Consider the following 23,038-nt stretch of genomic DNA (forward strand, 5'->3'; position numbering starts at 1 on the left):
TTTAACAGCTTGTCATTCGTCAAAATAACTTAGTATTGCTCCTGATAATGTCCAAGAAGTAATGGATGAAAAATATACACTTCAATTAATCAATGAAGGTAAGGATATTGCTTATATTATTTTTCGGTCAACAGGAACAATTACAGCAGATGGTGAAACGCAGAACAACATATTCATTGTAAAGTTAGATGTGACAAATCAGCAAGGCCATGCACGAGAAGCTCATATCTATCCATTAACATGAGACTCTCCCCATAATACTATTGATATTCACGTTAATGACATCTCCACAGCATTTGATAATGTAATACGTATATAAAGTAGTTAAGCGACCAAAAAGCCTCTTTGATGTGTTCTGCTACCAAACAAATCAAAGAGGCTTATTTTAGTAAGTCATGTTCTATTATTCACAAACTTCAGGCGAGCCTTCACGCTTTGCTGTTTTAAATGACGTGCCACAGCCACATGATGCAATGGCATTTGGATTGTCGATGGTGAAGCCTCCGCCCATGAGCGATTGTTTATAGTCAATTTTTGTTCCCATTAAAATCGGCGCATCTTCGCGGGAAACAAGAACTGTTAAACCATGCTGGACATCTTCAAAGTCGTCTTCCTTTTTCTCTTTATCAAAATGCATCCCATAAGATAAGCCGCTACAGCCGCCACCATTTACGACTACACGTAAACAAGCACCTTGCTCTTCGTTATGCTCCATCATTTCCTGAATATGGAACCCGGCAGCCTGTGTGATTTCAATTATTTGCTTTACACTTGTCATCCCAGTCACCTTCTTTCTTATGTATTATCATATCAATTTCAGCTATTGTATGACAAATATTCCGCTTCCAATCAGTTTTCCATTATAATTCTTATTTTTTTCACATATTTAGTATTTTTTATTCATGTTTCTATATCACTCACTGGTATAATAGTTACAATAACGTCGCTGAAGGGGGCAATTAGATATGGAGATTTCACCATATTACGAAAAGCAAGTTCAATGTATAAATTGTAAAAAAGAATTTCCAACATTAAAAGTGCGCTCAAAATTTATTAAAATAGATCATACAGAAACGGACTTTCAACCTATCTACGCCAATGATGTTAATGCTCTTTACTACAATGTCTTTGTTTGTGAGCATTGTGGTTTTTCCTTTACTGAAGATTTTACCAAATATTTTGCACCAGGTATTCAGGATGAAATTCGTACGCAAATTACCGAAAAATGGGTACATCATGCTTTCAAGGGAGAACGTACTGTGTTTCAGGCTATTCAAGCCTATAAGCTTGCCTTTCTTTGTGGCACAATAAAAAAAGAAAAGAATGTAGCTATTGCTGGATTACTTCTACGTCTTGCGTGGCTCTATCGCTCCCTCAATAATAAAGGGCAAGAGGAGCGTTTTTTAAAATTAGCTCGGGATAAATATATGGACTCATACTCTACAGAGGATTATAGTTCAACTCAAATGTCCACTGTACGCATTATTTATATGATTGCTGAATTATCGAGACGTATTGGTGATATCGAAAATGCCACACGCTTCTTTTCCAGAGTCATTGAAAAACAAAATGTTAGTGGAGAGGCAAAAATTATGGATATGGTCAAAGAACAGTGGGCGCTTATACGAGAAGAAAAAAAGCATGACCATGATGCATAGTGAAAATGCTAGTCTAATATAGATATATATTTCAACCAAAGAAAAACCCAAACCATCCTGCAAAACACTAAATTTAAGTATTTTGTAATCGTTTGGGTTTTTCTTTGTACAGCTTAATTAGTTATATACCAGCCCTGCTTCATGATCGACAGCAGTAACATCTTTTCTTGTTAAAAACCTTTCTTCTTCGCTCTTTTTTGCACATACATTTGATAATCTGCAACATTCAATAGTTGCTTCGCTGTGACCCCATCCTGTGGGAAACATGCATAGCCAATACTTGCGGAAATGGTGATTTGCTGTTCCTCAATAATAAATGGCTCCTGTAACAGCTTATTTATTTTTGCTACATACTGTTCAACAGCCTCGATAGACGTTCTATTTTCCACTAATAGGAGAAATTCATCTCCGCTTAGTCGTGCCACAACCTTCTGCTTTTGAACAATTTGCTTACAGCGTTCAGCAAACATTTGCAATAGCAGGTCTCCTTGTAAATGCCCATATTGATCATTAACAGCCTTAAAGCCATTCAAGTCAATAAAAAATAGTGAAAATACCTTATCCTCTTCTTTGATTAAATGCTCTAAACGGTCTAAAATAAATTTTCTATTTGGTAAACCTGTTAAACTATCGTAATAAACGAATTGCTCCAAGCTTTTTGAAAAATCAATAGAGCTTTGTAAGGACTTATTTAAATTTTGAATACGTTTATAGTGATTGTCTACATCATAAAGCTCTATCATTAAATAGGATTGATGCGCTACTTGTAAATGCTGAATTAAGATATTTTGACGTGGCTGCTTCATATCCGCACAGTGGCTGTCCACAAAATAGTGATGCATCGCTGCTGAGCAAAAGCTTTTTTGTCCATCCGATAAAGCCTTCTCAAACATATAGGCATAAACCTTTTTATTGAAGCGTGGAACGACCGTTGTGACCGGCAAGCCTTTCACTTCTTTCTCGCTTTTACCTGTATACTTGACTAACCATTTATTCCATAATTGAATATTCATTTGCTCATCCAATAAAATTATGCCGTTATCTAGTTGATTGATGATTGCTACATATAAATCATTCATTCAAATCCCTACTAATCTCATTCACTTTTTGTATTAAAAATTCGACTGATTCTAATGAAAACTTAATCAAAATTAATCCGAGCACCTTTGAATTATCCACACCAAAACTCACATATAGCAATAGTAAATTGCTCTCTTCTGAGCTAGCAAGTACTTTACAAAATTCTCCTGCACTATGTAAAATTACTTGTGGAACGTCATACTCTAGCTTCATTTCCATCAAGCTTCCCATACCACCCATAATTGAATTCAGAATAATATTACCTATTTCTTTTACAATATCAAAATCTTCATCATTAAATGAAAATTCTGCATCCTCTACTATGTATTCTTCCCCTAGGCAAAGCGCAGTTACATATTTAATTTGCTCAGCCGGAAAAATAAAATCCGCTCTACCTGAAAAAACATTGCCAAACTTTAAAGAGGTAGATAGTACCGTGCCGTTTAATACTGGAATAAGATTTTCTTTCTCGCTAGACTTTAACTCATGCAAGGACAGTAACTTTATTTCTGGTACTGACAAAAAAATTCTTTTCTGAAGAATTTCTGATAATATGTTAGCCGCCTCGCCCACAAATACATTATAGAGCTCTTTTAATATATCCTCTTGTGTTGGTGTTAACAACGAAATCACCCTTTTATCAATAATTCAATCTCCTTTAGCTTTGTAGCATTTATTGGTTTATTAATAAATGCTAACGCGCCAGCAGATAAAACCTCAGCACGAACCGCCAATTGGATGTCAGCCGAAAGCACAATAATTTTAGCTGTTGGGTATTTATCGAGTATTTGTTTAATTGCCTCTTGCCCACTCATCTTGGGCATTAATAAATCCATGAATACGAAATCAGGCAGGAAGGCTGCATATACTTGAATACATTCAAAACCATCATTTGCTGTTTTATATATAGCATCTGGATAAATAGATTTTAAAGTTTTGATCGTTGTTTTTTGAGAAAACATAGAGTCATCCGCTACAAGTATTTTCATAAAGTTTTCCCCTCGCTTATAAAAGCATATTTCTTGCATAATATCATATTTATTAACTGGTTGAAATTATTTTACTAATTCTCTATAAAATATTGTTAAAAATAATTATATTTAGAGAATAACTACAATATTTATATAATAAAAAATATATCAGTAGCAGAAAAAAAGCTTGTAGCCATCAAAGAAGTTAATTTTCCCAACAACCTCATGGCTTGTTCATAACGCTTTTGATAAAGCACTACTAAAAAAGGATGCCATCTGTAGTATACAGACAGCATCTCCCTCAAGTTGCCTAACTTGTTCCAGCCCCTACAACAAAGGGAATACTCGATAGTCAGATAGGCTTATTATGATCCATTAAAATACTTGCTCTACTTCTACAATGCCTGGTACTTCTTCTAATAATGCACGTTCAATACCAGCCTTTAGGGTAATTGTAGAACTTGGGCAGCTACCGCATGCGCCCAATAAGCGTAATTTCACAATGCCATCCTCAACATCGACTAATTCACAGTCTCCACCGTCACGTAGTAAGAATGGACGTAATTTATCTAATACCTCTTGAACTTGATCGTTAATTGTTGCTTCTGCCATTTATCTCGACTCCTTTCCTTATAATGATTATAATGTTAGCAACAGAAAAAATCCAATATTGAATCGCAAGGAGAGAAAATACAATGCTACCATCCAAACCTATGATTGAAATTTATGGAACAGCTGTCATCTGTGCAAGCTGTGTCAATGCTCCATCCTCCAAAGATACATACGAATGGCTACAAGCTGCCATCAATCGTAAATACCCATATCAAGCCTATGATATTCGCTATATCGATATTGAGGGACCAATTGAGAATGAACGAGACCAAGAATATGCAACACGTATTCAGGAAGATGAGTTCTTCTATCCACTTGTCCTTATTAATAATGAAGTTGTTGGCGAAGGCTATGTCCAATTAAAGCCTGTATTTACAGCACTAGAAAATCTAGGCTTTATACCAGATAAAACTGTTTAATCACCCAAAAGCAAAATAGTATGGCAAGAAATATCCTGCCATACTATTTATATCTTGGCCTTATTAGTCGTTTTGATATTTATATAACCATAAAATACCTGATTTCATTAAACGAGCAATACGTCCTGTTACTGTTGTATCTGCTAAATAGGCAAAGCCTTGTTTTTTCCCGAGAGAGCCGACAAAGCCTTTTATTTTAATTTCTGGCATTGTTTCGGGCAATAGCTCACCTTTCCAACGCATACGAAGTACTTTTGCAATTTGCTCCGCCTGCGCTTCTGCTAAATAGGCACTTGGTGGAAATTCCGAGGAAGCACAGTCACCTACAACATAAACATGCTCATCATCGAGTACATTAAAATATTGTGTAACTAGCGGGCGACCTTGCCCATCCTTCTCAACATCCATGTCACGCACAATTTTTACAGGCTGTACACCTGCAGTCCATACAACAGCATCAAGAGCAATTTCTTCTTCGTGGTTGTAAATTTTACCTGGTTCTACTTTTGTAATATTTGAATTAGAAATTACATCAACATTATGTTTGATAAACCAATCTTTTACATATTTACTCAGCTTTTCTGGGAAGTCCTTCATAATACGTGGACCGCGGTCAAATAGCTTGATTTTTAAATCTGAACGGCTTTCACGCAGCTCACTTGCAAGCTCAATCCCGCTTAAGCCAGCGCCTACAACGCCAACTGTAGAACCTGCTGGTAAACCACAAAGCGCTTGGTACGTTGCGCGTGATTTCCCCATTGTTTGAATGCTATATGTGTGCTCGGCTGCACCTGAAACACCATGATACTTATCCTCACAGCCAAGACCAATTACTAAATCATCATACTCAATACGTTGGCCATCTTCTAAAATGACTACCTTTTCTGCACGATTAATACCAACGACTTCTCCATATACAGCCGTTAAGCGTTCATGCTCTGGGAAGCTTACACGAATTTCTTTATCTGTTGAAGTCCCTGCTGCTAATGCGTAAAATTCTGTTTTTAAACTATGGAAAGGGGCTCTGTCTACTAGCACGATTTCTCTGTCTAATGGAAGGTTATTTAATAGACGCAACATTACTCGCATATTGCCGTAGCCGCCACCTAAAAGTACTAATTTTCCCATAATAGTCTCCTTTTATACATCTTATAATCATTGTTCACAAAGTATCCACAAATGAGTATAACCGATTGTGAGAAGTTTCACAATATAAGAATGCATTTTTGTGAAAGATTTCACAAAATAAATAAGAACTTCTTTGTTTTGAATGATTTTCGCACAAATAATAAGTATTTTTTATGTTTATCACCAAATATAGAATTGATCTATTTGTCTTATGTCTCCCCTAAGCCTAATACTTAAATCGTTGACGAATTTCTTAAAAGCGAGTAGCATTACTTTGGTGAGGTGACACAACACATATGAACCCAATGGTTGAATTTTGTATTAGTAATTTAGCAAATGGCTCTCAGACAACTTATGAAGCACTTGAACGCGATCCAAATATTGACGTTTTGGAATATGGCTGCCTCAGTTATTGTACAAAGTGTTCAGAAACTTTTTATGCAATTGTCAATGGCGAATTAGTAGAGGCTGATTCTCCTGAGGCTCTCACGAAAGCTATTTATCAATTTATTGAAGAAAATCCTTTATGGTAAAGTTATATGCCTAAGTAAAGAGGATGTTATGCTACTTTTTCGCATAACATCCTTTTATTATAATGTATCTATTATATATGTAGGCTGCTGCTCTTTCTCTAGCACAACCTTTGTTGACGTAACACCTGTATTGACATGGACTGTATCACAGCCAAAATTAATACCACACATAATGTCTGTGTCATAGTTATCGCCAATCATCACCATCTCTTCCTTAGAAAAGCCATGTTCTGTAGCGATTACCTCTAGTATGGCAGATGATGGCTTACCAATATAGATAGGCTCCACATCTGCAACATCGCCTATTAGGCGGGCAAAAGAGCCATTACCTGGTAAGAAGCCATATTCTGTTGGGAATTTTATATCTTGATTTGTTGCAATAAAGATTGCACCTTTTTGGACAAAGAGCGCAGCTTTTGCAAGTGCCAAATAATCAAGCTTACGATCAATGCCCATCACAAATATCTCTGGCTCATCCTCTACAGGCTCAATTCCTGCATCCAGTAACGCCTGACGAAGACCATCTGACCCCATCATAGCTACTTTTTTGCCTTTAAAATGAATGGCTACATATTTCGCTGTCACTAATGCACTTGAATAAATATGCTCTAATGGTGCATGGACACCCACAGCCATTAAAGCCTCTTGTAATTGTTCCCGCGTCTTAGAAGCATTATTGGTTACATAGAACGGCTCATGTCCTGCTTGCTGTAAACGCTGAATAAAAGTGACCGCAGAAGCTATTCCTTTCTTGCCACGGTAGACAGTGCCATCTAAATCAAAGCAATAGGCCTTATATTGTTTCATTGATGATCCTCTGGCAAAAATGCCGAAACTGGTCCTAATTCATTTGTTAAATAATGATGGACTGCTGGTGAAAATTGCTTTAATGCTGCTAAGTTAGCTGTTAGGACATGGACAACCTCTTGGCTATCTACATCGATAAACTCACGCACAAGCATTTTGCGTAAGCCAACAACTGCTTTATATGGCGCCTCCATTTCAGCAGCTACGACTTTTTCATCGACTAAAATATCAATAATATCCTCATAGCTTCCTGGGTCGCGCATAATAAAACCGTCAATCATTAAGTTCCCTACATCCATCATGGATTCCATAATATTATGTCCAATACGCTCAATCGCTAATTTCTTTATATCATTTTGAAGCCATTGATCCTCTGTCTCCAAAATAACTAATAGCTCATCTAAGTACTGTAAATTTTTTGTGATTTTATTACGATCTACAAAATACACAAGGAAAGCCCCCATTCAAATCATTAAAAGTTGATAGTCTTTTCTTTTCTATAGTACCATATCTATAGGACTGGAAGGAGATTAAAAGATGGAACGTTTTTTTTTATATGATGATGTAGAAGATACAAAAACACGCTTTGTCAGTTTTGCTGGAGAAAGATTACGCTATGATTTAGCAATTTTACAATCAGGCCGCTTCTTTGGGAAGGTGCTTGTAATGGATATTCAATTTGGCCGCTTTGCCATTATCGGTCCCGATGATGTAGAGGAGCCTGGTTACTTAGAACATATCTACAATCGCACAGAAGCAGAAACAGTCGAACTTCGTGAATATTTACGTGAATTACTGAACTAGCACCCTTTTACAGGGTGTTTTTGTATGATAATAATTAAGCCTTCACTACTACATAGGTGTCTCACATCGATGCTGCAATCACTATCTATAAAATGGAAATATTTATAGAGATACAAAAAAATTCCGCTAGCCAAGAGGCATTTGCGAAATCTTTTGATGTCTTACTATTGATTAAGGGTTGATGGATTATCTGTATTATGCGGTTTGTCTTTATTTTCATTATTATGTTGCTTTTTAGCTTGCTGATTTTGTCCAATAACAGCTAAATCATCTACACTAATATCAAAACCATACCCGTACTCTTCTCGATCTACTGTTTTTTTATTGTGCTTTTCCTTTGTCAATTTCATCACCTCTTACTTATAAACTGTGCTTTTTTCCATGAATTATACTTATTATCATATAGCATCCTTAATGATCCATTGAGTAGCACTTAGTAAATCAGAAAAAACAGCATCTGCTAACGGGTCTTGTTCACCTAAAAATACGCCCTTTGTGCCTGCCCGCTTCCCTGCAATAATATCTGTGTCCGTATCACCTACCATATAGGATTGTGCTAAATCTACATTATATTTCCTTCCTAGATCCTCAATTAATTTACTATTAGGCTTTCTACACGCACAGCCAGATTTAGGCTTATGTGGACAATAAACAACGTCATGAATCACTGCTCCTTTTTTCTTGAGCTCCTTTATCATATATGCATGTATTTTCTGTAAATCTGTTTCCTTCATAAACCCTAAGCCAATGCCGCCCTGATTAGTTACAACAAAAACATAATCAAAATGCTGATTTAATGTCTTGATAGCTTCAGGCACTTTCGGTAAAAAATAAAAATCCTTAGGCTTATTAACAAATTTTACTCGATCGGTTAGCACCTCATTTATCACACCATCACGATCCAAAAATACAGCTCTTTTCATAGACAACACACCCTTTATTCCTAACTTTGCCCTCTGTATAAAAAACAATACAGCTCGATAGTTCTATAGCATTCTAATTGATACTTTTTTGCTATCCTTCTATTTTGGGCTTCTATTCGATACTTTTTTTATTCTATCCATCTGTTTGGGCTTTCTATTCTCCACTTGGCTAGCTATCCTTCTATTTCAGGCTTCTATCCGATACTTTTCTTATTCTATCCACCTGTTAAATCCGCTTACTTTGCTATCGTCCATTGATATATCTATAGATAAACAAAAACCTGATGCTTATCACATCAGGTTTTTATCAATTATTCCGTTAATGGTTCATTATCAGTGGGCGCTAATGCTTCAGGCTGTTTTACTACTTTCCCTACTTTGCGCAAAACAAAGTAAGCACAGCCAAAATTGCAATACTCGTATAAGTAATCTTGTAGTGTACTTATTTTCGTATCGAATGTCGATTTTTGATTTTTATCATCAAAAAAGCCTTTTAAACGTAATTGATTATAGCCCCAATCCCCTACGATATAATCATATCTGGCTAATATATCGGAATATCTTTCCTGAAGAACTTCCTGCTGAAAGGCATCTCGATATTCTTCTATAAGCTCATATTCTATTCCTTCAACTATGATCAAAGTGACACCGCCTTTTTCGCTTAAAGCTCTGCTTGTAACTGACGCTCTTTTGTTGCAGCATTTACTTGTTCGTCTGCATGATAACTACTACGTACAAGTGGACCAGCTTCACAATGCTTAAAACCTTTTTCCATCGCAATCTTACGTAGCTTACCAAATTCTATGGGGGAGTAATATTTTTTAACAGGCAAATGTTTTTTTGTCGGCTGTAAATATTGACCAATTGTCATAATATCCACATTATTTGCGCGTAAATCATCCATTACTTCTAAAATTTCTTCATGTGTTTCCCCTAAGCCAATCATTAATGAAGATTTCGTTGGAATATCAGGCTGCATCTCTTTTGCTAAACGAAGGAACTCTAAAGAGCGCTCGTATTTTGCACGCGCACGTACTCTTGGTGTTAAACGGCGTACTGTTTCAATATTATGATTTAAAATATCTGGCTTCGCATCCATTAATAATTGAAGGTTTTCCTCCACACCGCCTAAATCTGAGGGCAGGACCTCAACAGATGTGAATGGGCTCTTGCGGCGAATGGCACGTACTGTTTCCGCTAAAACTTGCGCTCCACCATCCTTTAAATCATCACGAGCTACCATTGTAATTACAACATGCTTTAAGTTCATAATGGCTACTGAATCGGCAACGCGTTCTGGCTCTGCTAAGTCTAATTCATTTGGCAAACCTGTTTTCACTGCACAGAATCGACAAGCGCGTGTACAAACAGAGCCAAGAATCATCATTGTGGCTGTACGTCTTTCTCCCCAACATTCATGGATATTTGGACAACGAGCCTCTTCACATACTGTATGCAGATTTTTCTCACGCATCAGCTTTTTAAGCCCTTTATATTCATCATTCGTGTTTAATTTTATTTTTAACCAATCTGGTTTTCGTAAATGTTCTTCTTTACTTGTAGGTTTACAAGATGTCATATAAATATCGCCCCTATCGAAAATATACATTTTTTATAGTCACTATCTTCACTGTTGTCAATGTAACATATTAAAGGAGCTCCAACAACTATCACAGCATACATTTCTACTTATAAGGGACAGGTATTTCAATGGAAGGCTGAGGTGCATCCGTACTATTTGTATAAATATTCGGAACGGGGCCTCTTGTTAAGCCCATCGCTACAGGGATGTTTTGAGACACGGTTGTCGATTTACTGGCAAATGGCACAATAATTTGGACATTTACCTCCATATGAATACCAACCTCTACATAGGCACTATTAATACCAAATTCTTCGATAGATGCGGTGACTTCACTATGGACATTCCCAATTACATGAAAGCGAATTGGAATCTTTGGTCCTAAGTTTCCCAGTAAAGGAATATTGGCAGCCTGACCCAATGGTACAAAAAAGACGATACCATCCCCTTCTTGAATTCTGTTCATATCATATTCTACATTTTCTAATTCAGGTAAATGAGCAAGATCCCCTTGTTCAGCCTGCTCCAAGTACATTTTCACAAGCTCTAATGTTTCAGCTCGAACACGATTGATAATTTCTGTATTAAACTTTGTCGTCATCATATTAGATGCACCTGGTGGAATATCTTCAATAATATCATTGACATCTAAAACATTTGAAGTACGAGAATTAATTGCTTTACTAACAACATAAGAGGCAATTTTATTCGTTTGTACTTCAGCATATTGCAAATAGGTTGGCATAAGCCGTTCATTTAAGTAATAAATAAATAAGATCAGACAAATAACTAGACTTACAATTAAAATCGTTAAGCGATTAAGACGTACTCCCCTTTTGCTATAAGAGCGTAATTTCATTCTTTTTCGAGGGAAAAACAAAAAAATCTCCTCCTGTTCCATAACGTATGAACAGGAGGAGCAATTTATTCTACTTTTGGAGGCGCCACATAATCCGTCTCAACACTTTCAATCATAACAGCTGGATAATCCACTAAATTAATTTCATATGTAGCTGTCAGCATTTGATTTTGCTCCTCAAAAATGCGAATCCATGGCAATGCGGCATCCAATGTATTTTGCTTTGAGACAATCCCACGTCGACCGTCTGATAATTTTAAGATCACACCATTTGGATAATGAACAACTGCTCTTTTTAAAGCTTTAACAATGCGTGGATCATAAAGTGTACCAGAACCTGATTCTACAATGGCTAACCCTTGTGAGGGCAGCATTTTTTCTCGGTAGACCCGATTTGTTGTGACAGCATCAAAAACATCTGCCACACCAATAATTTTAGCAAATGGGTGAATCTCAAAATCTACGAGACCTCGTGGATAGCCGCTACCATCAATACGTTCATGATGCTGAAAAGCACAGTGTGCCACAAGTAATGAAATAGAATGTAAATTCCGTAATAAATCAAAGCCATAACGAGCATGCATTTGCATTGCTTTAAACTCATCATTTGTTAAACGACCTGGCTTTGTCAAAATTTCCTTTGGCACCATTAGCTTGCCAACATCATGCAATAAAGCCCCAATACCAATTAAGCGTAAATCCTCGACAGAATAACCAAGCTCCTTTGCAATAGCTATAGAGTACAGTGTTACTTGGAAAGAATGCTGGTATAAATATTCATCGAATAAATAAGCATCTGTTAGTACTGTTAAAATTTCATCATTTCCACCTACTACTGAAAGTAGCTCATCTACAATAGAAACAATTGTTTTGGACTGCTGATCTAAAATATAAGAAGCACTTACTGGATTACAACCATCCATTGATTGGAACGAACTTTTAATCGTTGTAACTGCTTTATTGCGAATAGCAGGCGGCACTGTTTCTTCAACTTCAATACCCTTAGAAATTTCATCATCAATATATAAATAATGTATATTTAACTGTTGAAGCCTTTGCATAATACGGGCATTTATAATAACATCTTTTTTTAAAAGAGGATGACCTGCCTCATTCCAAATAGTTCTTCCTAAAACCATACCTTCTTTTAATACATCGATTGAAATTAATCGCATGACTTCTTCCCCAATCCATTCTTCAAGCTCTCTTTACTGCTGAAAGAATCTTTGACCATAATCTCTCATAATATTTCGTAAAAAATCAGGTAAAATATATTGTTTTTTTGCATATTTAAAGCTTGGATAAAAATAACCAAATGTAAATAAATCCAATGTCACGAGTTTATAAATACGATCTTCATCTGCTAATTTACCATTCATCAGCAATTGCCGATCCTCATTCATTGAAAATCCATATGTCAATATTTTCCCAAAAATAACGCCTCTAAATCCTAATCCTTTTAATTCAATATAGGGCCATTCTTCATTTTTAGATTGCAGATAAATTTCTTTCATTTCAGCAACAGATAATTCAATTGTACATAAATTAATGGGATGTGGAAAAATTCGATGTAAATCTAATGCTGTTACTGTTCCTTTGGGAAGACCATCTAAAAAAATCCCCGCATTAAATAAGGCACAGTCTGCCCCGCTTTTTTCTAAAATAGCATGTGCAAATAAATCAGAAAGCTGTGAGTAATGAAACCATTCCTTATTATAGGATTTCTCCGTTACAAACACTGGGGTATTCAAGATTCTTTTTCCTTCATCCTCTAAAAATTGTACAATATCTTGCTCATTTTGCACAATTGGCAAATCCTTGTTATGCATTAAGATATCCGTTTTTTTTACAATTTTTTTAATTTTTTTATCGTATATGATTGTTAAATGTCCAATATATTGCCCAAATTTGCCTCCACCTGTCAATAAAACACCATTGATATATTTACCGTCAGGAAAGACATGATGTGTATGAGAGCCAAATATCACATCAATTTCAGGGCACTCTTCTGCTAATAGCTCGTCCTCTGTAATACCTAAATGCGATAAGCAGACAACAATATCTACTTCTTTACGCAGCTGATGGGCTAAACGTAGTAGCGTACTGCGTGCCTCGTCCATCTGCCAATCTAATTCCTCATAATACACTTCAAACATAGCTGTTGCAGCAATGACCCCGAGCTTGGTTCCTTGTTGGGTTGTTAAAATGATATAGGGCTTCAGCCATACTGGGTTATTGCCAGTAGCTGCATAAAGATTAGCAGCAACAACCTCAAACTCTGCCTCATCATATAGGTGAAAGAGCTCCTGATGGGACAATGTAATGCCTTCATTGTTACCGATTGTTACAACATCATAATGCGCCTCGTTTAGCAATTGCACATTGCCCTTGCCGACAGTGGCATCTGTATAAATATTTGAACGATCTAGGTGGTCTCCAACATCAAACAAATAGCTTGTTTCCCCTAGCTTTTCCAGCCTCCTACGCTGCTCTTTCACATAGCTTTGCATCCGTGGCCAATACTTAAAATGACTATGCAAATCATTTGTGTGAAAAATATGGATTTTTTCAAGCATTTAAGCCACCTCACTTCAATTAGCTACTACCTATTTTAAGCTAATATACCTTCAATGATGGAACGAATTCCTAATAATAATAAAATAATTCGAAGGGCTAGTACAAGTGTATCAGATTTAATTCTCTTGTTTAATGCTGCCCCTAGTTTAGCACCAAAATAGGCGCCTGGAATAACAGGAATGGTATAGAGCCATGGTACATGACCTAAATAAATATGACTGGCGGAATTAACAATAGACGTTAAAAATACCATAAACATTGATGTTGCCACTGCGACATGCGGTGGAAATAAAAATAAAATAATCATCGCTGGCACAATCATTGAGCCACCACCTATACCAAACAAACCAGAAGCAAAGCCTACCCCAAATGAAAAGATAATGGCAAACCAAATAGGATAACCATATACATATTTTTTCCCTTCAGCGTCTATAAATGTTTGCGGTGTGCCATTTTTAACAAACCATTTAACAGGTTTTAATTTATCACGAACAAGTAAAATAATTGATAAAATAATTAATAAAATACCGAAATATAAATTGAATGAAGGTAAGTCTAACCCTTTATTTACCCATGCACCAAGGATTGTTCCTGGAATACTCCCAATAAAAAATATAAAGCCACTTTTATAATCTACCGTTTTTGATTTCATATAGCTTAATGTTGAAGCAAGTCCAGTAAAAATCATCATAATCACGGATAAACCAACGACTTTTTGAGGTGTTATATCTGGTATCATGCCTAAATTCAAACCAATATATAAGGTAGCTGGCACTAACACAATGCCTCCACCCAGCCCTACCAATGCACCAATAAGACCGGCAAATAATGCAATGATCACTAATAAAATAAATGCCATTATAGTTCCCCTTCAAATATATTTAATTGTTTAGGCGCTAATCCATCATCCTTAATATTCAAAATCTCTTGTAACTCCTTGGCATTTTTCGCCGCATGATGCCCTGAATTATTATTAAATAATATGAATAAATCCTTGACGTCAACATGTAGCTTTTGAATATTTTGTGCAAGTTGCTGTAGTTCTTCTTTATTGTAATCATATAAAAAGCGAACTTTACGCCAATTTTCAGCATTCCCTGTATTTCGCCATCCATGAATATTACGACCATGGATACGTACAAGCACCTTATAGGCAGTTGCAACAGGGTAAAAGGGAACTGAGCCTACGCCAGCCTGTGGTTCATCGCAAACTGTATGGATAAATTGATGCTCCCGTAAAAAATCCATCGTCTGTTGTACTACTTTATCTGCATACCAAGTTTGATTGCGAAACTCGATCGCCACCTCAAAATCCTTAAGCTGCTGCCGAATATACAATAAATATTGAACATTTTTTGCCTGACAATCAAACCAAGGTGGAAATTGAGCCAAAATCATCCCTAATTTACCATAACGTTTAAACTCATTGGCACATTCAATAAAGGCATTGAACATATCATTTCTCGTTTCAAACGGTAAGTCACCACGCAAATGCCCTGTCATGCCCTGATAGGCTTTTACCACAAAGCGAAAATTTTCTGGTGTATCCTCACACCATTTACGAACATGCGCTTTCGATGGTATGGCATAAAAAGAGGTATCCACCTCCACCGTTAAAAAATGTCCTGTATAATCAAATAATTTGTCCTTTGAGGTAGTCACTCCACTATAAAGTGAAGGGTGATCTCCCCAACCTGTTAAGCCAACTACAATCATGTGACACCCTCCTCTCTCTATATAATCATAGCATACAGTTTTGCAAGATATCTAAAAAATATCAATGCTCCGTAGGGTTTGCTATTGATTTTAAAATGTTATCCATCACAACTAAACATAGACACCATTTTACAAAAGGTAGAGGAGATGTCTTGGTATAAATGAATAAAAAACCCTTCCAATTCATCTCGATAGGATTGGAAGGGCTTGTAATAGAAAACTCACTCTATTTATGTTGACAACATAAAGTGATTTCCTACCTATATTTTACATACGAGACTAAACTGCAAGCATGCCATTATTTCATAGTGTCAAATCATTAACTTGTTACATTTACTTTATTCAACTGCTTGATATCTTGCGTACGTTCCCACTCAAAGGTAATTAACTCTGTGCCATTCAAATCCTCGTTTAGTAAAGAAACGGCTGATATACGACTATTATCATAAAGTTTGAAGTAATAGTTTTTGCTTTGTGCACACATAGCTGATGTATAAATCGTATAATCCGTTCTTCCGTCCTTTGTCAGAACAACACCTTTTGGAATATTAACCGAGGATAGAATATGGAATAGATTTGTAACACCCTCTGTTTCATCCTTCGCCTGTTGCGTATATTTCTTCCAATAAGCTACCCGAAGAAAACGAGCAGATGGTGTAAAATCTCCTGGTAATCCTAAACCACCAGCTCCTTGTCCAAACGGAGTCAATTCTAAATCTCCCATTGTAATGTCCTCTGGAGGATACGGTGTAACACCAATATAAGCTCGTAAATTTGTTTGATGCCATTCGTAGCCAGGGCTATTAGTCATTACCCCAATTGTAGGTCGATGAACAGTAATCCCTGTTTTATCTGGTTCAATCACAATCGTTTCACCAGAAGCATCTGTAAACGTATAATGTAACGGCGGTGTGAAACCAAGTATTTCATTTGGCTCATTCAATAATGTAAACGAGGCTAGTTTATCAACAACATCATCTATTGTTACACAGTTTCCTAATACTTGTGCTACAACATAAATTGGATTAATTCCTCTTGTGCCTGGCTTTGCTTCATCTGCATATGTCGCAAATGTTGCATAGTACAGCATTGCCCCCATCAATCCCTTTTCATTTACACCATCATAGACAACTGGTGAGGATATCTCAGTACTTCCCATTCCAACAAATGCATATGGATTGTTTATAACCTCCTCATTACTCTCTAGTAGCTGAATTCCATAATTACGAGGCACAATGATCACTTTACTATCTGGCTCCATTGTAAAGTCCATTGTTCTTGCGAATAAACGATTTTCATCTGCTGTACTAATTGACAAACTACTGCAACCTAACATGAAAACGACCCCTTTATTTAGAAAATATGTTCTATAAAAGCTACTATAAATTGTTACTGTGCTATAGCGAATAAACCTACTCGAGTTACATTTATCCTATCATTGCTAATAATGGGAACTCAATAGGGAATCTACGCCACTTTTTTGACGGGCTGACCGCCATTTTCTTAGAAATATTTAACCGTTCTCCATTAATCCCGCCATATCACGCCATACATACCGCCATTTCTCTGACGGTTTTATTATTTACGATAGTATATTATACCTATTTAAGCCATATTTTAACTAAATTAATACTAATTTAGGAAATATAGGTGAAAATAAGATTGATATAAAAATCCATACTTTTGTCGGTTGACTTTTTCGATTTATCAAATCCATAAAAATATACTGTAGGTGTTTATAGCTTATAAAATGAAAATGCTTATAATTAATATGTTGTAAAACAGGTAGATATACTTAACATGGCTAACAATAAAAAGAGTTCCTGTGGTTTTTTGGAGTGTTAATCTTAGTAGCTTTTAGTTAATTTCATCTATACAATAAATGTTTATTTTCCTAAAATGGTAATAGTATGATGAAAAAGAAGAGAGGTTTATATAGTAAGAGATTGCCAGAAATGCTTAGCCACAAATTCTTATAAAAAAGTTGATAGAAATGGAATAAGTCTATATATTTGTCAATATTGCAATTCAGTTCTGAATGAGAATATTGTAATTAACAATACCGCTATAAAAGATACTTACGTGGAAGATATTCCCTCATACGAAACAATAGTAGAGCCCCAACCAGAGCCAATTCATCCTAAAAAAGCCACTCAGCCAATTAATTTATTATTAGTTATATTGGCTATTATTGGTCCTATACTATCTATATACTTTTTACTTAATCATTAAAATATATTTTAGGTAAGCGCTGAATAAGTCACATTAGCGCTATTTACATTCATTGCCGAGATGATCAGTATTTTATTAATAATTTTGGCGTAATAAAAGACTATTTTGTGAATAATTAATAAGAAACGAGGTATAAATCATGGCTAACCTTATGGAAACAATCTCCGCATTAAATTCAATATCAGATATTAAAGTATTTCAGGGCAATTCTTTGTGCATAGTGACATCTAATGATGTTTTTATAGGAACTCAAATTACTGTTAATAACTCAGATGCCGTTTATACAGATACTAGTAATCTGATTAAACATATTTATTATTTATCACTCCAAAGTAGTGATGAAAGGAGGAGGAATGGTGAATTCATTAATTTAGATAAAACAATTCTCCTAGCAAATGTCAAGTACAAAGTTGGTAGAGTTATTATGGAGGCAAATCATATCGTACTTAACATTGCCCAAGTTGTTTCTTTACATGTCCTCCCAACAGAAACTGCTGAGGAGTTCCTGCAGCATTTATAGAAGATTTAATCATCTTTTCTTCACATCTTGGCATAAGCATGCAATTTTATATAGCCCATCCCATTACTAGTATTCACTAGATAATCAGTTTCATTTATTTATACACACCTAATTCCAATAAAAAACCCTTGCCACAAATTTTTATGTGGCAAGGGTTGAGTCTTATTAGCCAATAGAGCCTTCCATCTCGAATTTAATAAGTCGATTCATCTCTACGGCATATTCCATTGGTAATTCTTTTGTAAATGGCTCGATAAAGCCCATTACGATCATTTCTGTTGCTTCTTCTTCGGAAATACCGCGTGACATTAAATAGAATAATTGTTCTTCCGATACTTTTGAAACTTTTGCTTCATGCTCTAAAGAAACATTATCATTAAAGATTTCGTTGTATGGAATCGTATCAGACGTTGATTCATTATCCATAATGAGCGTATCACATTCAATATTGGCACGTGCACCGCTTGCTTTAGGACCGAAGCGAACTTGTCCCATATATGTTACCTTACCACCTTGTTTTGCAATCGATTTCGACACGATTGTTGAAGATGTGTTTGGTGCCATATGGATCATTTTTGCGCCAGCATGTTGGTGTTGCCCTTTACCTGCTAAGGCAATGGATAATGTCATACCACGAGCACCTTCACCTTTTAGGATACATGCTGGGTATTTCATTGTTAATTTCGAACCAATGTTACCATCAATCCATTCCATTGTGCCGTTTGCTTCAACAACTGTACGTTTTGTTACAAGATTGTAGACATTGTTCGCCCAGTTTTGAATCGTTGTATAACGGCAATAAGCATCTTTTTTCACGATAATTTCTACGACTGCTGAGTGTAAAGAGTTTGTTGTGTAAACAGGAGCTGTACAGCCTTCAACATAGTGTACATGTGCACCCTCGTCCACAATAATTAAAGTACGTTCGAATTGACCCATATTTTCAGAGTTAATACGGAAGTATGCTTGTAATGGCGTTTCTACCTTAACACCTGGTGGTACATAGATAAATGAGCCACCTGACCATACTGCTGAATTCAGTGCAGCAAATTTATTGTCAGTGTAAGGAATAACTTTACCCCAGTGTGCTTTGAAAATATCTTCGTTTTCACGTAGCGCTGAGTCTGTATCTTTAAAGACAATACCAAGGTCTTCAAGGTCTTGTTTCATATTATGATACACTACCTCTGATTCATATTGCGCAGATACACCTGCTAGATATTTTTGCTCTGCTTCTGGAATACCTAATTTATCGAAAGTAGCTTTGATTTCCTCAGGTACTTCATCCCATGATCTTTGTGTAGCTTCTGATGGTTTTACATAGTACGTAATCTCATCAAAATTTAAGTCACTCAGATCGCCACCCCATTGTGGCATTGGTTTTGCATAGAATGTTTCAAGAGCTTTTAAACGGTATTCTAGCATCCATTCTGGCTCTTGTTTCATATTTGAAATTTCACGGACGATTTCTTCAGTTAAACCACGTTTTGAACGGAAAATTGATACGTCCTTGTCATGGAAACCGTATTTGTAATCGCCGATATCAGGCATTTTTTTAGCCATCGTTTCTCCTCCGTTCATTGAGTTGTATTTCTCAAGATATTCGATCCTTGCCTTGAGTGAAAGCAGCATGTACTTTCACTCTTTCACAAGAAATTTTTTTACTTTACGCCTTTCTCCATTGCCTTCCAAGCTAATGTGGCACATTTAATACGTGCTGGGAATTGTGAAACCCCTTGTAGTGCTTCAACATCCTCAAGGTCATATTTATCACCGTACTCTTCGCCCATCATCATTTTAGAAAAAATATCGGCAAGCTCTAATGCTTCCTCTACTTTTTTTCCTTTAATAAGCTGTGTCATCATGGATGCAGAGGACATGGAGATAGAACAGCCTTCCCCATCAAATTTTGCATCCTCCACAACGCCATCAGTCACCTTTAATGTTAAGTGGATACGGTCGCCACATGTCGGATTGTTCATATCAATTGTTACAGCATCACCCTCTAAAGACCCTTTGTTACGAGGGTTTTTATAGTGATCCATAATAACAGAACGATATAGTTGATCTAAATTATTAAAAGACATCGCCAAAATACTCCTTCGCAGAACGTAACCCCGCAACTAGACGATCAATATCTTCCTCTGTGTTATAAAGGTAGAAGCTTGCACGTGCAGTTGCTACTTGCTGAAGACATTTCATTAATGGCTGTGCACAGTGATGTCCTGCACGAATAGCAATGCCATTCATATCCAGAACTGTCGCTACATCATGTGGATGTACATCATCTAGGTTGAATGTTACAAGTCCACAGCGCTTCATTGGGTCACGTGGGCCGAAAATTTTCAAACCATCAATTGTTTCAAGCTGATCCATTGCATAGCCTACAAGCTTATGCTCATGCTCTGCAATTTTATCTAGTCCAATATCCGTTAAGAAATCAATCGCAGCACCTAAACCAATTGCACCTGCAATAATAGGTGTACCGCCCTCAAATTTCCACGGTAATTCTTTCCACGTTGAGTCATAAAGCCCAACAAAGTCAATCATTTCGCCACCAAATTCAACTGGCTCCATTTTTTCAAGGTGTTCTTTTTTACCATATAGTACACCTATTCCAGTCGGTCCGCACATTTTATGTCCTGAGAACCCTAAAAAATCTACATCCAACTCTTGCACATCAATTTTCATATGTGGGGCTGCCTGTGCACCATCGGCAACCATAACCGCACCATTAGCATGTGCAATTTGCGCAATTTCTTTAATTGGATTAATCGTACCAAGTACGTTTGATGCCATTGAGACTGCAACAATTTTTGTTTGAGGTGTAATCGTTGCACGTACTTTTTCTAAACTAATAGTGCCATCTGCTTCTAGCTCAATATATTTCAAAGTTGCATTTTTCTCTTTAGCTAATTGTTGCCAAGGAATAATATTGGAATGGTGTTCCATTTGGGTAATAACAATTTCATCACCTTCCGCAACATTTGCACGGCCATAGCTTGCTGCTACTGTATTTAAAGATGTTGTTGTCCCACGTGTAAAAATAATTTCCTGTGTTGACGTTGCATTAATAAACTTACGAACCTTCTCGCGTGCACCTTCATAGCGATCAGTAGCACGATTTCCTAATGTATGAACACCACGATGCACATTGGAATTATCAAATTCATAGTAAGATTTTATGGCTTCAATCACTTGAACAGGCTTTTGTGACGTTGCTGCGCTATCAAGATAAACTAGTCGATGACCGTTTACATCCTGATTTAAAATTGGGAAGTAGCTTTTAATATCTTTATTCATCATTAGCGCACTTTCCTTTCAATAACCTCCGTCAGTTGCTTTTGAACGCCTTCAATTGGTAATTGCGTAACAACTGGCGCAAGGAATCCATGGATAACAAGGCGCTCTGCTTCTGTTTTCGAGATCCCACGACTCATTAAATAATAAAGCTGTAATGGGTCTACGCGACCAACAGAGGCTGCGTGTCCTGCTGTTACATCATCTTCATCAATCAATAAAATAGGGTTTGCATCCCCACGAGCTTTTTCTGACAGCATTAATACACGTGATTCTTGTTGTGCATCTGCTTTTGTTGCGCCATGTTCAATATAGCCAATACCATTAAAGATAGATTGTGCTGCATCTTTCATAACGCCATGTTTTAGAATATGCCCGATGGAGTTTTTACCCCAATGACGAACCTCCGTAGTGAAGTTCAATTTTTGTTCGCCGCGACCAACTACTACTGTTTTTGTATCAGCATGAGAACCGTCACCGACTAAGTGTGTAATGTTTTCAGAGATTGTATCCGAGTCATTCATTAAACCAAGAGCCCAATCTATTTTTCCATCACGTGCTAGTCGTGCACGACGATTTACATAGGTTGTATAGCCTTTAGCAAGTACATCTACTGCACCATATGTTACCTGTGCATTATCTTGAACAACTACCTCTGAAATAATATTCGCTTGACCTTTTGCTTCTTCCACCGTTGAAATATATGTTTCAACATATGTTACAGCAGCGTTTGCTTCTGCTACGACTAAAACATGGTTATAAAGTGAAGCTTCTGCATGATCGTTGAGGAAAATCACCTGTAATGGTTGTTCTATCACTATATTTTTTGGTACATACACAAATACACCACCATTAACAAGCGCTGTATGAAGTGCTGTTAATTTATGCTCATCGACTTTAACTGCCTCTGTCATAAAGTATTTTTGCACAAGCTCACCATGTTCACGAACTGCTGTTAAAATATCGGTGAAAATAACACCTTTATCAGTAAGCTCTTGTGATGTTTTTAAATAAGCTGGTGTATTATTACGTTGAATATATAAGTTTTCCTGTGCTTCTAGGTCAATTAAACCTTTTGCTTCTTCAGGTAATCCATCTAGCGAAGAAAATGCCTCACTATGAACTGTATGTGTTGGGAAATTTACAAAGTCCCATTTTGTAATATTTGTTCTATCTGGTTTTGGCAAGTCTAAACCAGTTACTTTGTCTAGTGCTGCCGCACGAAGCTCTGTAAACCAAGCTGGTTCACCATTTGCTTCTGAGAACGAGCGCACGTCCTGTACTGTTACAGGCAAGTTAAGTTCCACTGTCATGCTA

Annotated in this window: 28 protein-coding genes; 6 read left to right on the plus strand and 22 right to left on the minus strand. The window is 36.5% G+C overall.

Annotated elements, in window-relative coordinates; all coding sequences use genetic code 11:
* Positions 1–61: 61 nt before the first annotated feature.
* Positions 62–244, plus strand: coding sequence for a hypothetical protein (locus MHB44_RS17645; protein WP_341300219.1), 183 nt, complete (start codon positions 62–64; stop codon positions 242–244).
* A 159-nt stretch (positions 245–403) separates the two neighbouring features.
* Here MHB44_RS17645 and MHB44_RS17650 read toward each other — a convergent pair whose 3' ends face one another.
* Positions 404–778: an iron-sulfur cluster assembly accessory protein gene (locus MHB44_RS17650; protein ID WP_053995009.1), complete on the minus strand. Its 375-nt coding sequence runs from the start codon at positions 776–778 to the stop codon at positions 404–406.
* A 187-nt stretch (positions 779–965) separates the two neighbouring features.
* On the opposite strand from MHB44_RS17650, the gene MHB44_RS17655 reads away from it, so the two are divergent.
* Complete coding sequence (locus MHB44_RS17655) at positions 966–1,658, plus strand: DUF2225 domain-containing protein (protein ID WP_341300220.1); 693 nt, start codon at positions 966–968, stop codon at positions 1,656–1,658.
* Positions 1,659–1,828: 170 nt separating this feature from the next.
* On the opposite strand, the gene MHB44_RS17660 is transcribed toward MHB44_RS17655, so the two are convergent.
* The 4 genes from MHB44_RS17660 to MHB44_RS17675 all read right to left on the minus strand — a co-directional run bounded on the left by MHB44_RS17660 (position 1,829) and on the right by MHB44_RS17675 (position 4,321).
* Positions 1,829–2,737 (minus strand): sensor domain-containing diguanylate cyclase, encoded by a 909-nt coding sequence (locus tag MHB44_RS17660; RefSeq protein ID WP_341300221.1) that lies wholly within the window; start codon positions 2,735–2,737, stop codon positions 1,829–1,831.
* The gene (locus tag MHB44_RS17665) at positions 2,730–3,362 is read right to left on the minus strand and encodes a hypothetical protein (RefSeq protein WP_341300222.1); all 633 of its coding nucleotides are present in this window, start codon (positions 3,360–3,362) and stop codon (positions 2,730–2,732) included. Before MHB44_RS17665 ends, MHB44_RS17660 begins: the two co-directional genes overlap by 8 nt.
* 5 nt (positions 3,363–3,367) lie before the next feature.
* Positions 3,368–3,727 carry a response regulator gene (locus MHB44_RS17670; RefSeq protein WP_341300223.1) on the minus strand — a complete coding sequence of 120 codons (360 nt, stop codon included), beginning with the start codon at positions 3,725–3,727 and terminating at the stop codon, positions 3,368–3,370.
* A 357-nt stretch (positions 3,728–4,084) separates the two neighbouring features.
* Positions 4,085–4,321 (minus strand): NifU family protein, encoded by a 237-nt coding sequence (locus MHB44_RS17675; protein WP_341300224.1) that lies wholly within the window; start codon positions 4,319–4,321, stop codon positions 4,085–4,087.
* Positions 4,322–4,404: 83 nt separating this feature from the next.
* Between MHB44_RS17675 and MHB44_RS17680 the strand changes: the two genes are divergently transcribed.
* The gene (locus tag MHB44_RS17680; RefSeq protein ID WP_341300225.1) at positions 4,405–4,740 is read left to right on the plus strand and encodes a YuzD family protein; all 336 of its coding nucleotides are present in this window, start codon (positions 4,405–4,407) and stop codon (positions 4,738–4,740) included.
* A 63-nt stretch (positions 4,741–4,803) separates the two neighbouring features.
* Here the strand turns inward: MHB44_RS17680 and MHB44_RS17685 are convergent, their stop codons facing one another.
* A complete protein-coding gene (locus tag MHB44_RS17685) occupies positions 4,804–5,868 on the minus strand; it encodes an NAD(P)/FAD-dependent oxidoreductase (RefSeq protein WP_341300226.1) in 1,065 nt (354 codons plus the stop codon).
* A 296-nt stretch (positions 5,869–6,164) separates the two neighbouring features.
* Between MHB44_RS17685 and MHB44_RS17690 the strand changes: the two genes are divergently transcribed.
* Positions 6,165–6,401, plus strand: coding sequence for a YuzB family protein (locus MHB44_RS17690; protein WP_341300227.1), 237 nt, complete (start codon positions 6,165–6,167; stop codon positions 6,399–6,401).
* A 57-nt stretch (positions 6,402–6,458) separates the two neighbouring features.
* Here MHB44_RS17690 and MHB44_RS17695 read toward each other — a convergent pair whose 3' ends face one another.
* Complete coding sequence (locus MHB44_RS17695; RefSeq protein ID WP_341300228.1) at positions 6,459–7,208, minus strand: TIGR01457 family HAD-type hydrolase; 750 nt, start codon at positions 7,206–7,208, stop codon at positions 6,459–6,461.
* Complete coding sequence (locus tag MHB44_RS17700) at positions 7,205–7,657, minus strand: DUF86 domain-containing protein (protein ID WP_341300229.1); 453 nt, start codon at positions 7,655–7,657, stop codon at positions 7,205–7,207. The genes MHB44_RS17695 and MHB44_RS17700 overlap by 4 nt, the downstream gene beginning before the upstream one ends.
* An 88-nt stretch (positions 7,658–7,745) precedes the next feature.
* Between MHB44_RS17700 and MHB44_RS17705 the strand changes: the two genes are divergently transcribed.
* A complete protein-coding gene (locus tag MHB44_RS17705; protein WP_341300230.1) occupies positions 7,746–8,012 on the plus strand; it encodes a DUF3055 domain-containing protein in 267 nt (88 codons plus the stop codon).
* Positions 8,013–8,176: 164 nt separating this feature from the next.
* Here the strand turns inward: MHB44_RS17705 and MHB44_RS17710 are convergent, their stop codons facing one another.
* The 10 genes from MHB44_RS17710 to MHB44_RS17755 form a co-directional block, all read right to left on the minus strand.
* Positions 8,177–8,362: a hypothetical protein gene (locus MHB44_RS17710; protein ID WP_341300231.1), complete on the minus strand. Its 186-nt coding sequence runs from the start codon at positions 8,360–8,362 to the stop codon at positions 8,177–8,179.
* Between the two features lie 48 nt (positions 8,363–8,410).
* Positions 8,411–8,935 (minus strand): HAD family hydrolase, encoded by a 525-nt coding sequence (locus tag MHB44_RS17715; RefSeq protein WP_341300232.1) that lies wholly within the window; start codon positions 8,933–8,935, stop codon positions 8,411–8,413.
* A gap of 311 nt (positions 8,936–9,246) precedes the next feature.
* The gene (locus tag MHB44_RS17720; RefSeq protein WP_341300233.1) at positions 9,247–9,576 is read right to left on the minus strand and encodes a YutD family protein; all 330 of its coding nucleotides are present in this window, start codon (positions 9,574–9,576) and stop codon (positions 9,247–9,249) included.
* A gap of 20 nt (positions 9,577–9,596) precedes the next feature.
* A complete protein-coding gene (lipA, locus tag MHB44_RS17725; RefSeq protein WP_341300234.1) occupies positions 9,597–10,514 on the minus strand; it encodes a lipoyl synthase in 918 nt (305 codons plus the stop codon).
* A gap of 106 nt (positions 10,515–10,620) precedes the next feature.
* Positions 10,621–11,418, minus strand: a complete 798-nt coding sequence (gene yunB, locus MHB44_RS17730; RefSeq protein ID WP_053995024.1) for a sporulation protein YunB — start codon at positions 11,416–11,418, stop codon at positions 10,621–10,623.
* 23 nt (positions 11,419–11,441) lie between these two features.
* Positions 11,442–12,551, minus strand: coding sequence for an HD-GYP domain-containing protein (locus MHB44_RS17735; RefSeq protein ID WP_341300235.1), 1,110 nt, complete (start codon positions 12,549–12,551; stop codon positions 11,442–11,444).
* Between the two features lie 33 nt (positions 12,552–12,584).
* Positions 12,585–13,952, minus strand: coding sequence for a bifunctional UDP-sugar hydrolase/5'-nucleotidase (locus MHB44_RS17740; protein ID WP_341300236.1), 1,368 nt, complete (start codon positions 13,950–13,952; stop codon positions 12,585–12,587).
* Between the two features lie 35 nt (positions 13,953–13,987).
* Entirely contained in the window at positions 13,988–14,812 is an 825-nt protein-coding gene (locus MHB44_RS17745; RefSeq protein ID WP_341300237.1) for a sulfite exporter TauE/SafE family protein, read from the minus strand.
* Positions 14,812–15,669 (minus strand): DUF72 domain-containing protein, encoded by an 858-nt coding sequence (locus MHB44_RS17750; RefSeq protein ID WP_341300238.1) that lies wholly within the window; start codon positions 15,667–15,669, stop codon positions 14,812–14,814. The genes MHB44_RS17745 and MHB44_RS17750 overlap by 1 nt, the downstream gene beginning before the upstream one ends.
* 319 nt (positions 15,670–15,988) lie before the next feature.
* A complete protein-coding gene (locus MHB44_RS17755) occupies positions 15,989–16,987 on the minus strand; it encodes a choloylglycine hydrolase family protein (protein ID WP_341300239.1) in 999 nt (332 codons plus the stop codon).
* 1,053 nt (positions 16,988–18,040) lie between these two features.
* Here MHB44_RS17755 and MHB44_RS17760 point away from each other — a divergent pair.
* Positions 18,041–18,421 (plus strand): hypothetical protein, encoded by a 381-nt coding sequence (locus tag MHB44_RS17760; RefSeq protein ID WP_341300240.1) that lies wholly within the window; start codon positions 18,041–18,043, stop codon positions 18,419–18,421.
* A gap of 165 nt (positions 18,422–18,586) precedes the next feature.
* Here MHB44_RS17760 and sufB read toward each other — a convergent pair whose 3' ends face one another.
* From sufB to sufD, 4 genes are all read right to left on the minus strand, one after another.
* Positions 18,587–19,984 carry a Fe-S cluster assembly protein SufB gene (sufB, locus tag MHB44_RS17765; RefSeq protein WP_341300241.1) on the minus strand — a complete coding sequence of 466 codons (1,398 nt, stop codon included), beginning with the start codon at positions 19,982–19,984 and terminating at the stop codon, positions 18,587–18,589.
* 98 nt (positions 19,985–20,082) lie between these two features.
* Entirely contained in the window at positions 20,083–20,508 is a 426-nt protein-coding gene (gene sufU / locus MHB44_RS17770) for a Fe-S cluster assembly sulfur transfer protein SufU (protein ID WP_341300242.1), read from the minus strand.
* Positions 20,498–21,727 (minus strand): cysteine desulfurase, encoded by a 1,230-nt coding sequence (locus tag MHB44_RS17775; RefSeq protein WP_341300243.1) that lies wholly within the window; start codon positions 21,725–21,727, stop codon positions 20,498–20,500. Before MHB44_RS17775 ends, sufU begins: the two co-directional genes overlap by 11 nt.
* A complete protein-coding gene (gene sufD, locus MHB44_RS17780; protein WP_341300244.1) occupies positions 21,727–23,034 on the minus strand; it encodes a Fe-S cluster assembly protein SufD in 1,308 nt (435 codons plus the stop codon). Before sufD ends, MHB44_RS17775 begins: the two co-directional genes overlap by 1 nt.
* Between the last annotated feature and the right edge of the window lie 4 nt (positions 23,035–23,038).

It is taken from the genome of Lysinibacillus sp. FSL H8-0500 (genome assembly GCF_038051955.1).
GTDB lineage: Bacteria > Bacillota > Bacilli > Bacillales_A > Planococcaceae > Lysinibacillus > Lysinibacillus macroides.

What these genes read in the sequence shown, in the direction of transcription:
- MHB44_RS17685 (WP_341300226.1), bottom strand. Translation starts at nt 5,868, where the DNA reads ATGGGAAAATTAGTACTTTTAGGTGGCGGCTACGGCAATATGCGAGTA.
- MHB44_RS17745 (WP_341300237.1), bottom strand. Translation starts at nt 14,812, where the DNA reads ATGGCATTTATTTTATTAGTGATCATTGCATTATTTGCCGGTCTTATT.
- MHB44_RS17655 (WP_341300220.1), top strand. Translation starts at nt 966, where the DNA reads ATGGAGATTTCACCATATTACGAAAAGCAAGTTCAATGTATAAATTGT.
- sufB (WP_341300241.1), bottom strand. Translation starts at nt 19,984, where the DNA reads ATGGCTAAAAAAATGCCTGATATCGGCGATTACAAATACGGTTTCCAT.
- MHB44_RS17705 (WP_341300230.1), top strand. Translation starts at nt 7,746, where the DNA reads ATGGAACGTTTTTTTTTATATGATGATGTAGAAGATACAAAAACACGC.
- sufU (WP_341300242.1), bottom strand. Translation starts at nt 20,508, where the DNA reads ATGTCTTTTAATAATTTAGATCAACTATATCGTTCTGTTATTATGGAT.
- MHB44_RS17760 (WP_341300240.1), top strand. Translation starts at nt 18,041, where the DNA reads ATGGCTAACCTTATGGAAACAATCTCCGCATTAAATTCAATATCAGAT.
- MHB44_RS17660 (WP_341300221.1), bottom strand. Translation starts at nt 2,737, where the DNA reads ATGAATGATTTATATGTAGCAATCATCAATCAACTAGATAACGGCATA.
- MHB44_RS17670 (WP_341300223.1), bottom strand. Translation starts at nt 3,727, where the DNA reads ATGAAAATACTTGTAGCGGATGACTCTATGTTTTCTCAAAAAACAACG.
- MHB44_RS17750 (WP_341300238.1), bottom strand. Translation starts at nt 15,669, where the DNA reads ATGATTGTAGTTGGCTTAACAGGTTGGGGAGATCACCCTTCACTTTAT.
- MHB44_RS17690 (WP_341300227.1), top strand. Translation starts at nt 6,165, where the DNA reads ATGAACCCAATGGTTGAATTTTGTATTAGTAATTTAGCAAATGGCTCT.
- yunB (WP_053995024.1), bottom strand. Translation starts at nt 11,418, where the DNA reads ATGGAACAGGAGGAGATTTTTTTGTTTTTCCCTCGAAAAAGAATGAAA.
- MHB44_RS17775 (WP_341300243.1), bottom strand. Translation starts at nt 21,727, where the DNA reads ATGATGAATAAAGATATTAAAAGCTACTTCCCAATTTTAAATCAGGAT.
- MHB44_RS17715 (WP_341300232.1), bottom strand. Translation starts at nt 8,935, where the DNA reads ATGAAAAGAGCTGTATTTTTGGATCGTGATGGTGTGATAAATGAGGTG.
- MHB44_RS17680 (WP_341300225.1), top strand. Translation starts at nt 4,405, where the DNA reads ATGCTACCATCCAAACCTATGATTGAAATTTATGGAACAGCTGTCATC.
- MHB44_RS17695 (WP_341300228.1), bottom strand. Translation starts at nt 7,208, where the DNA reads ATGAAACAATATAAGGCCTATTGCTTTGATTTAGATGGCACTGTCTAC.
- MHB44_RS17675 (WP_341300224.1), bottom strand. Translation starts at nt 4,321, where the DNA reads ATGGCAGAAGCAACAATTAACGATCAAGTTCAAGAGGTATTAGATAAA.
- MHB44_RS17650 (WP_053995009.1), bottom strand. Translation starts at nt 778, where the DNA reads ATGACAAGTGTAAAGCAAATAATTGAAATCACACAGGCTGCCGGGTTC.
- sufD (WP_341300244.1), bottom strand. Translation starts at nt 23,034, where the DNA reads ATGACAGTGGAACTTAACTTGCCTGTAACAGTACAGGACGTGCGCTCG.
- MHB44_RS17645 (WP_341300219.1), top strand. Translation starts at nt 62, where the DNA reads ATGGATGAAAAATATACACTTCAATTAATCAATGAAGGTAAGGATATT.
- lipA (WP_341300234.1), bottom strand. Translation starts at nt 10,514, where the DNA reads ATGACATCTTGTAAACCTACAAGTAAAGAAGAACATTTACGAAAACCA.
- MHB44_RS17710 (WP_341300231.1), bottom strand. Translation starts at nt 8,362, where the DNA reads ATGAAATTGACAAAGGAAAAGCACAATAAAAAAACAGTAGATCGAGAA.
- MHB44_RS17735 (WP_341300235.1), bottom strand. Translation starts at nt 12,551, where the DNA reads ATGCGATTAATTTCAATCGATGTATTAAAAGAAGGTATGGTTTTAGGA.
- MHB44_RS17740 (WP_341300236.1), bottom strand. Translation starts at nt 13,952, where the DNA reads ATGCTTGAAAAAATCCATATTTTTCACACAAATGATTTGCATAGTCAT.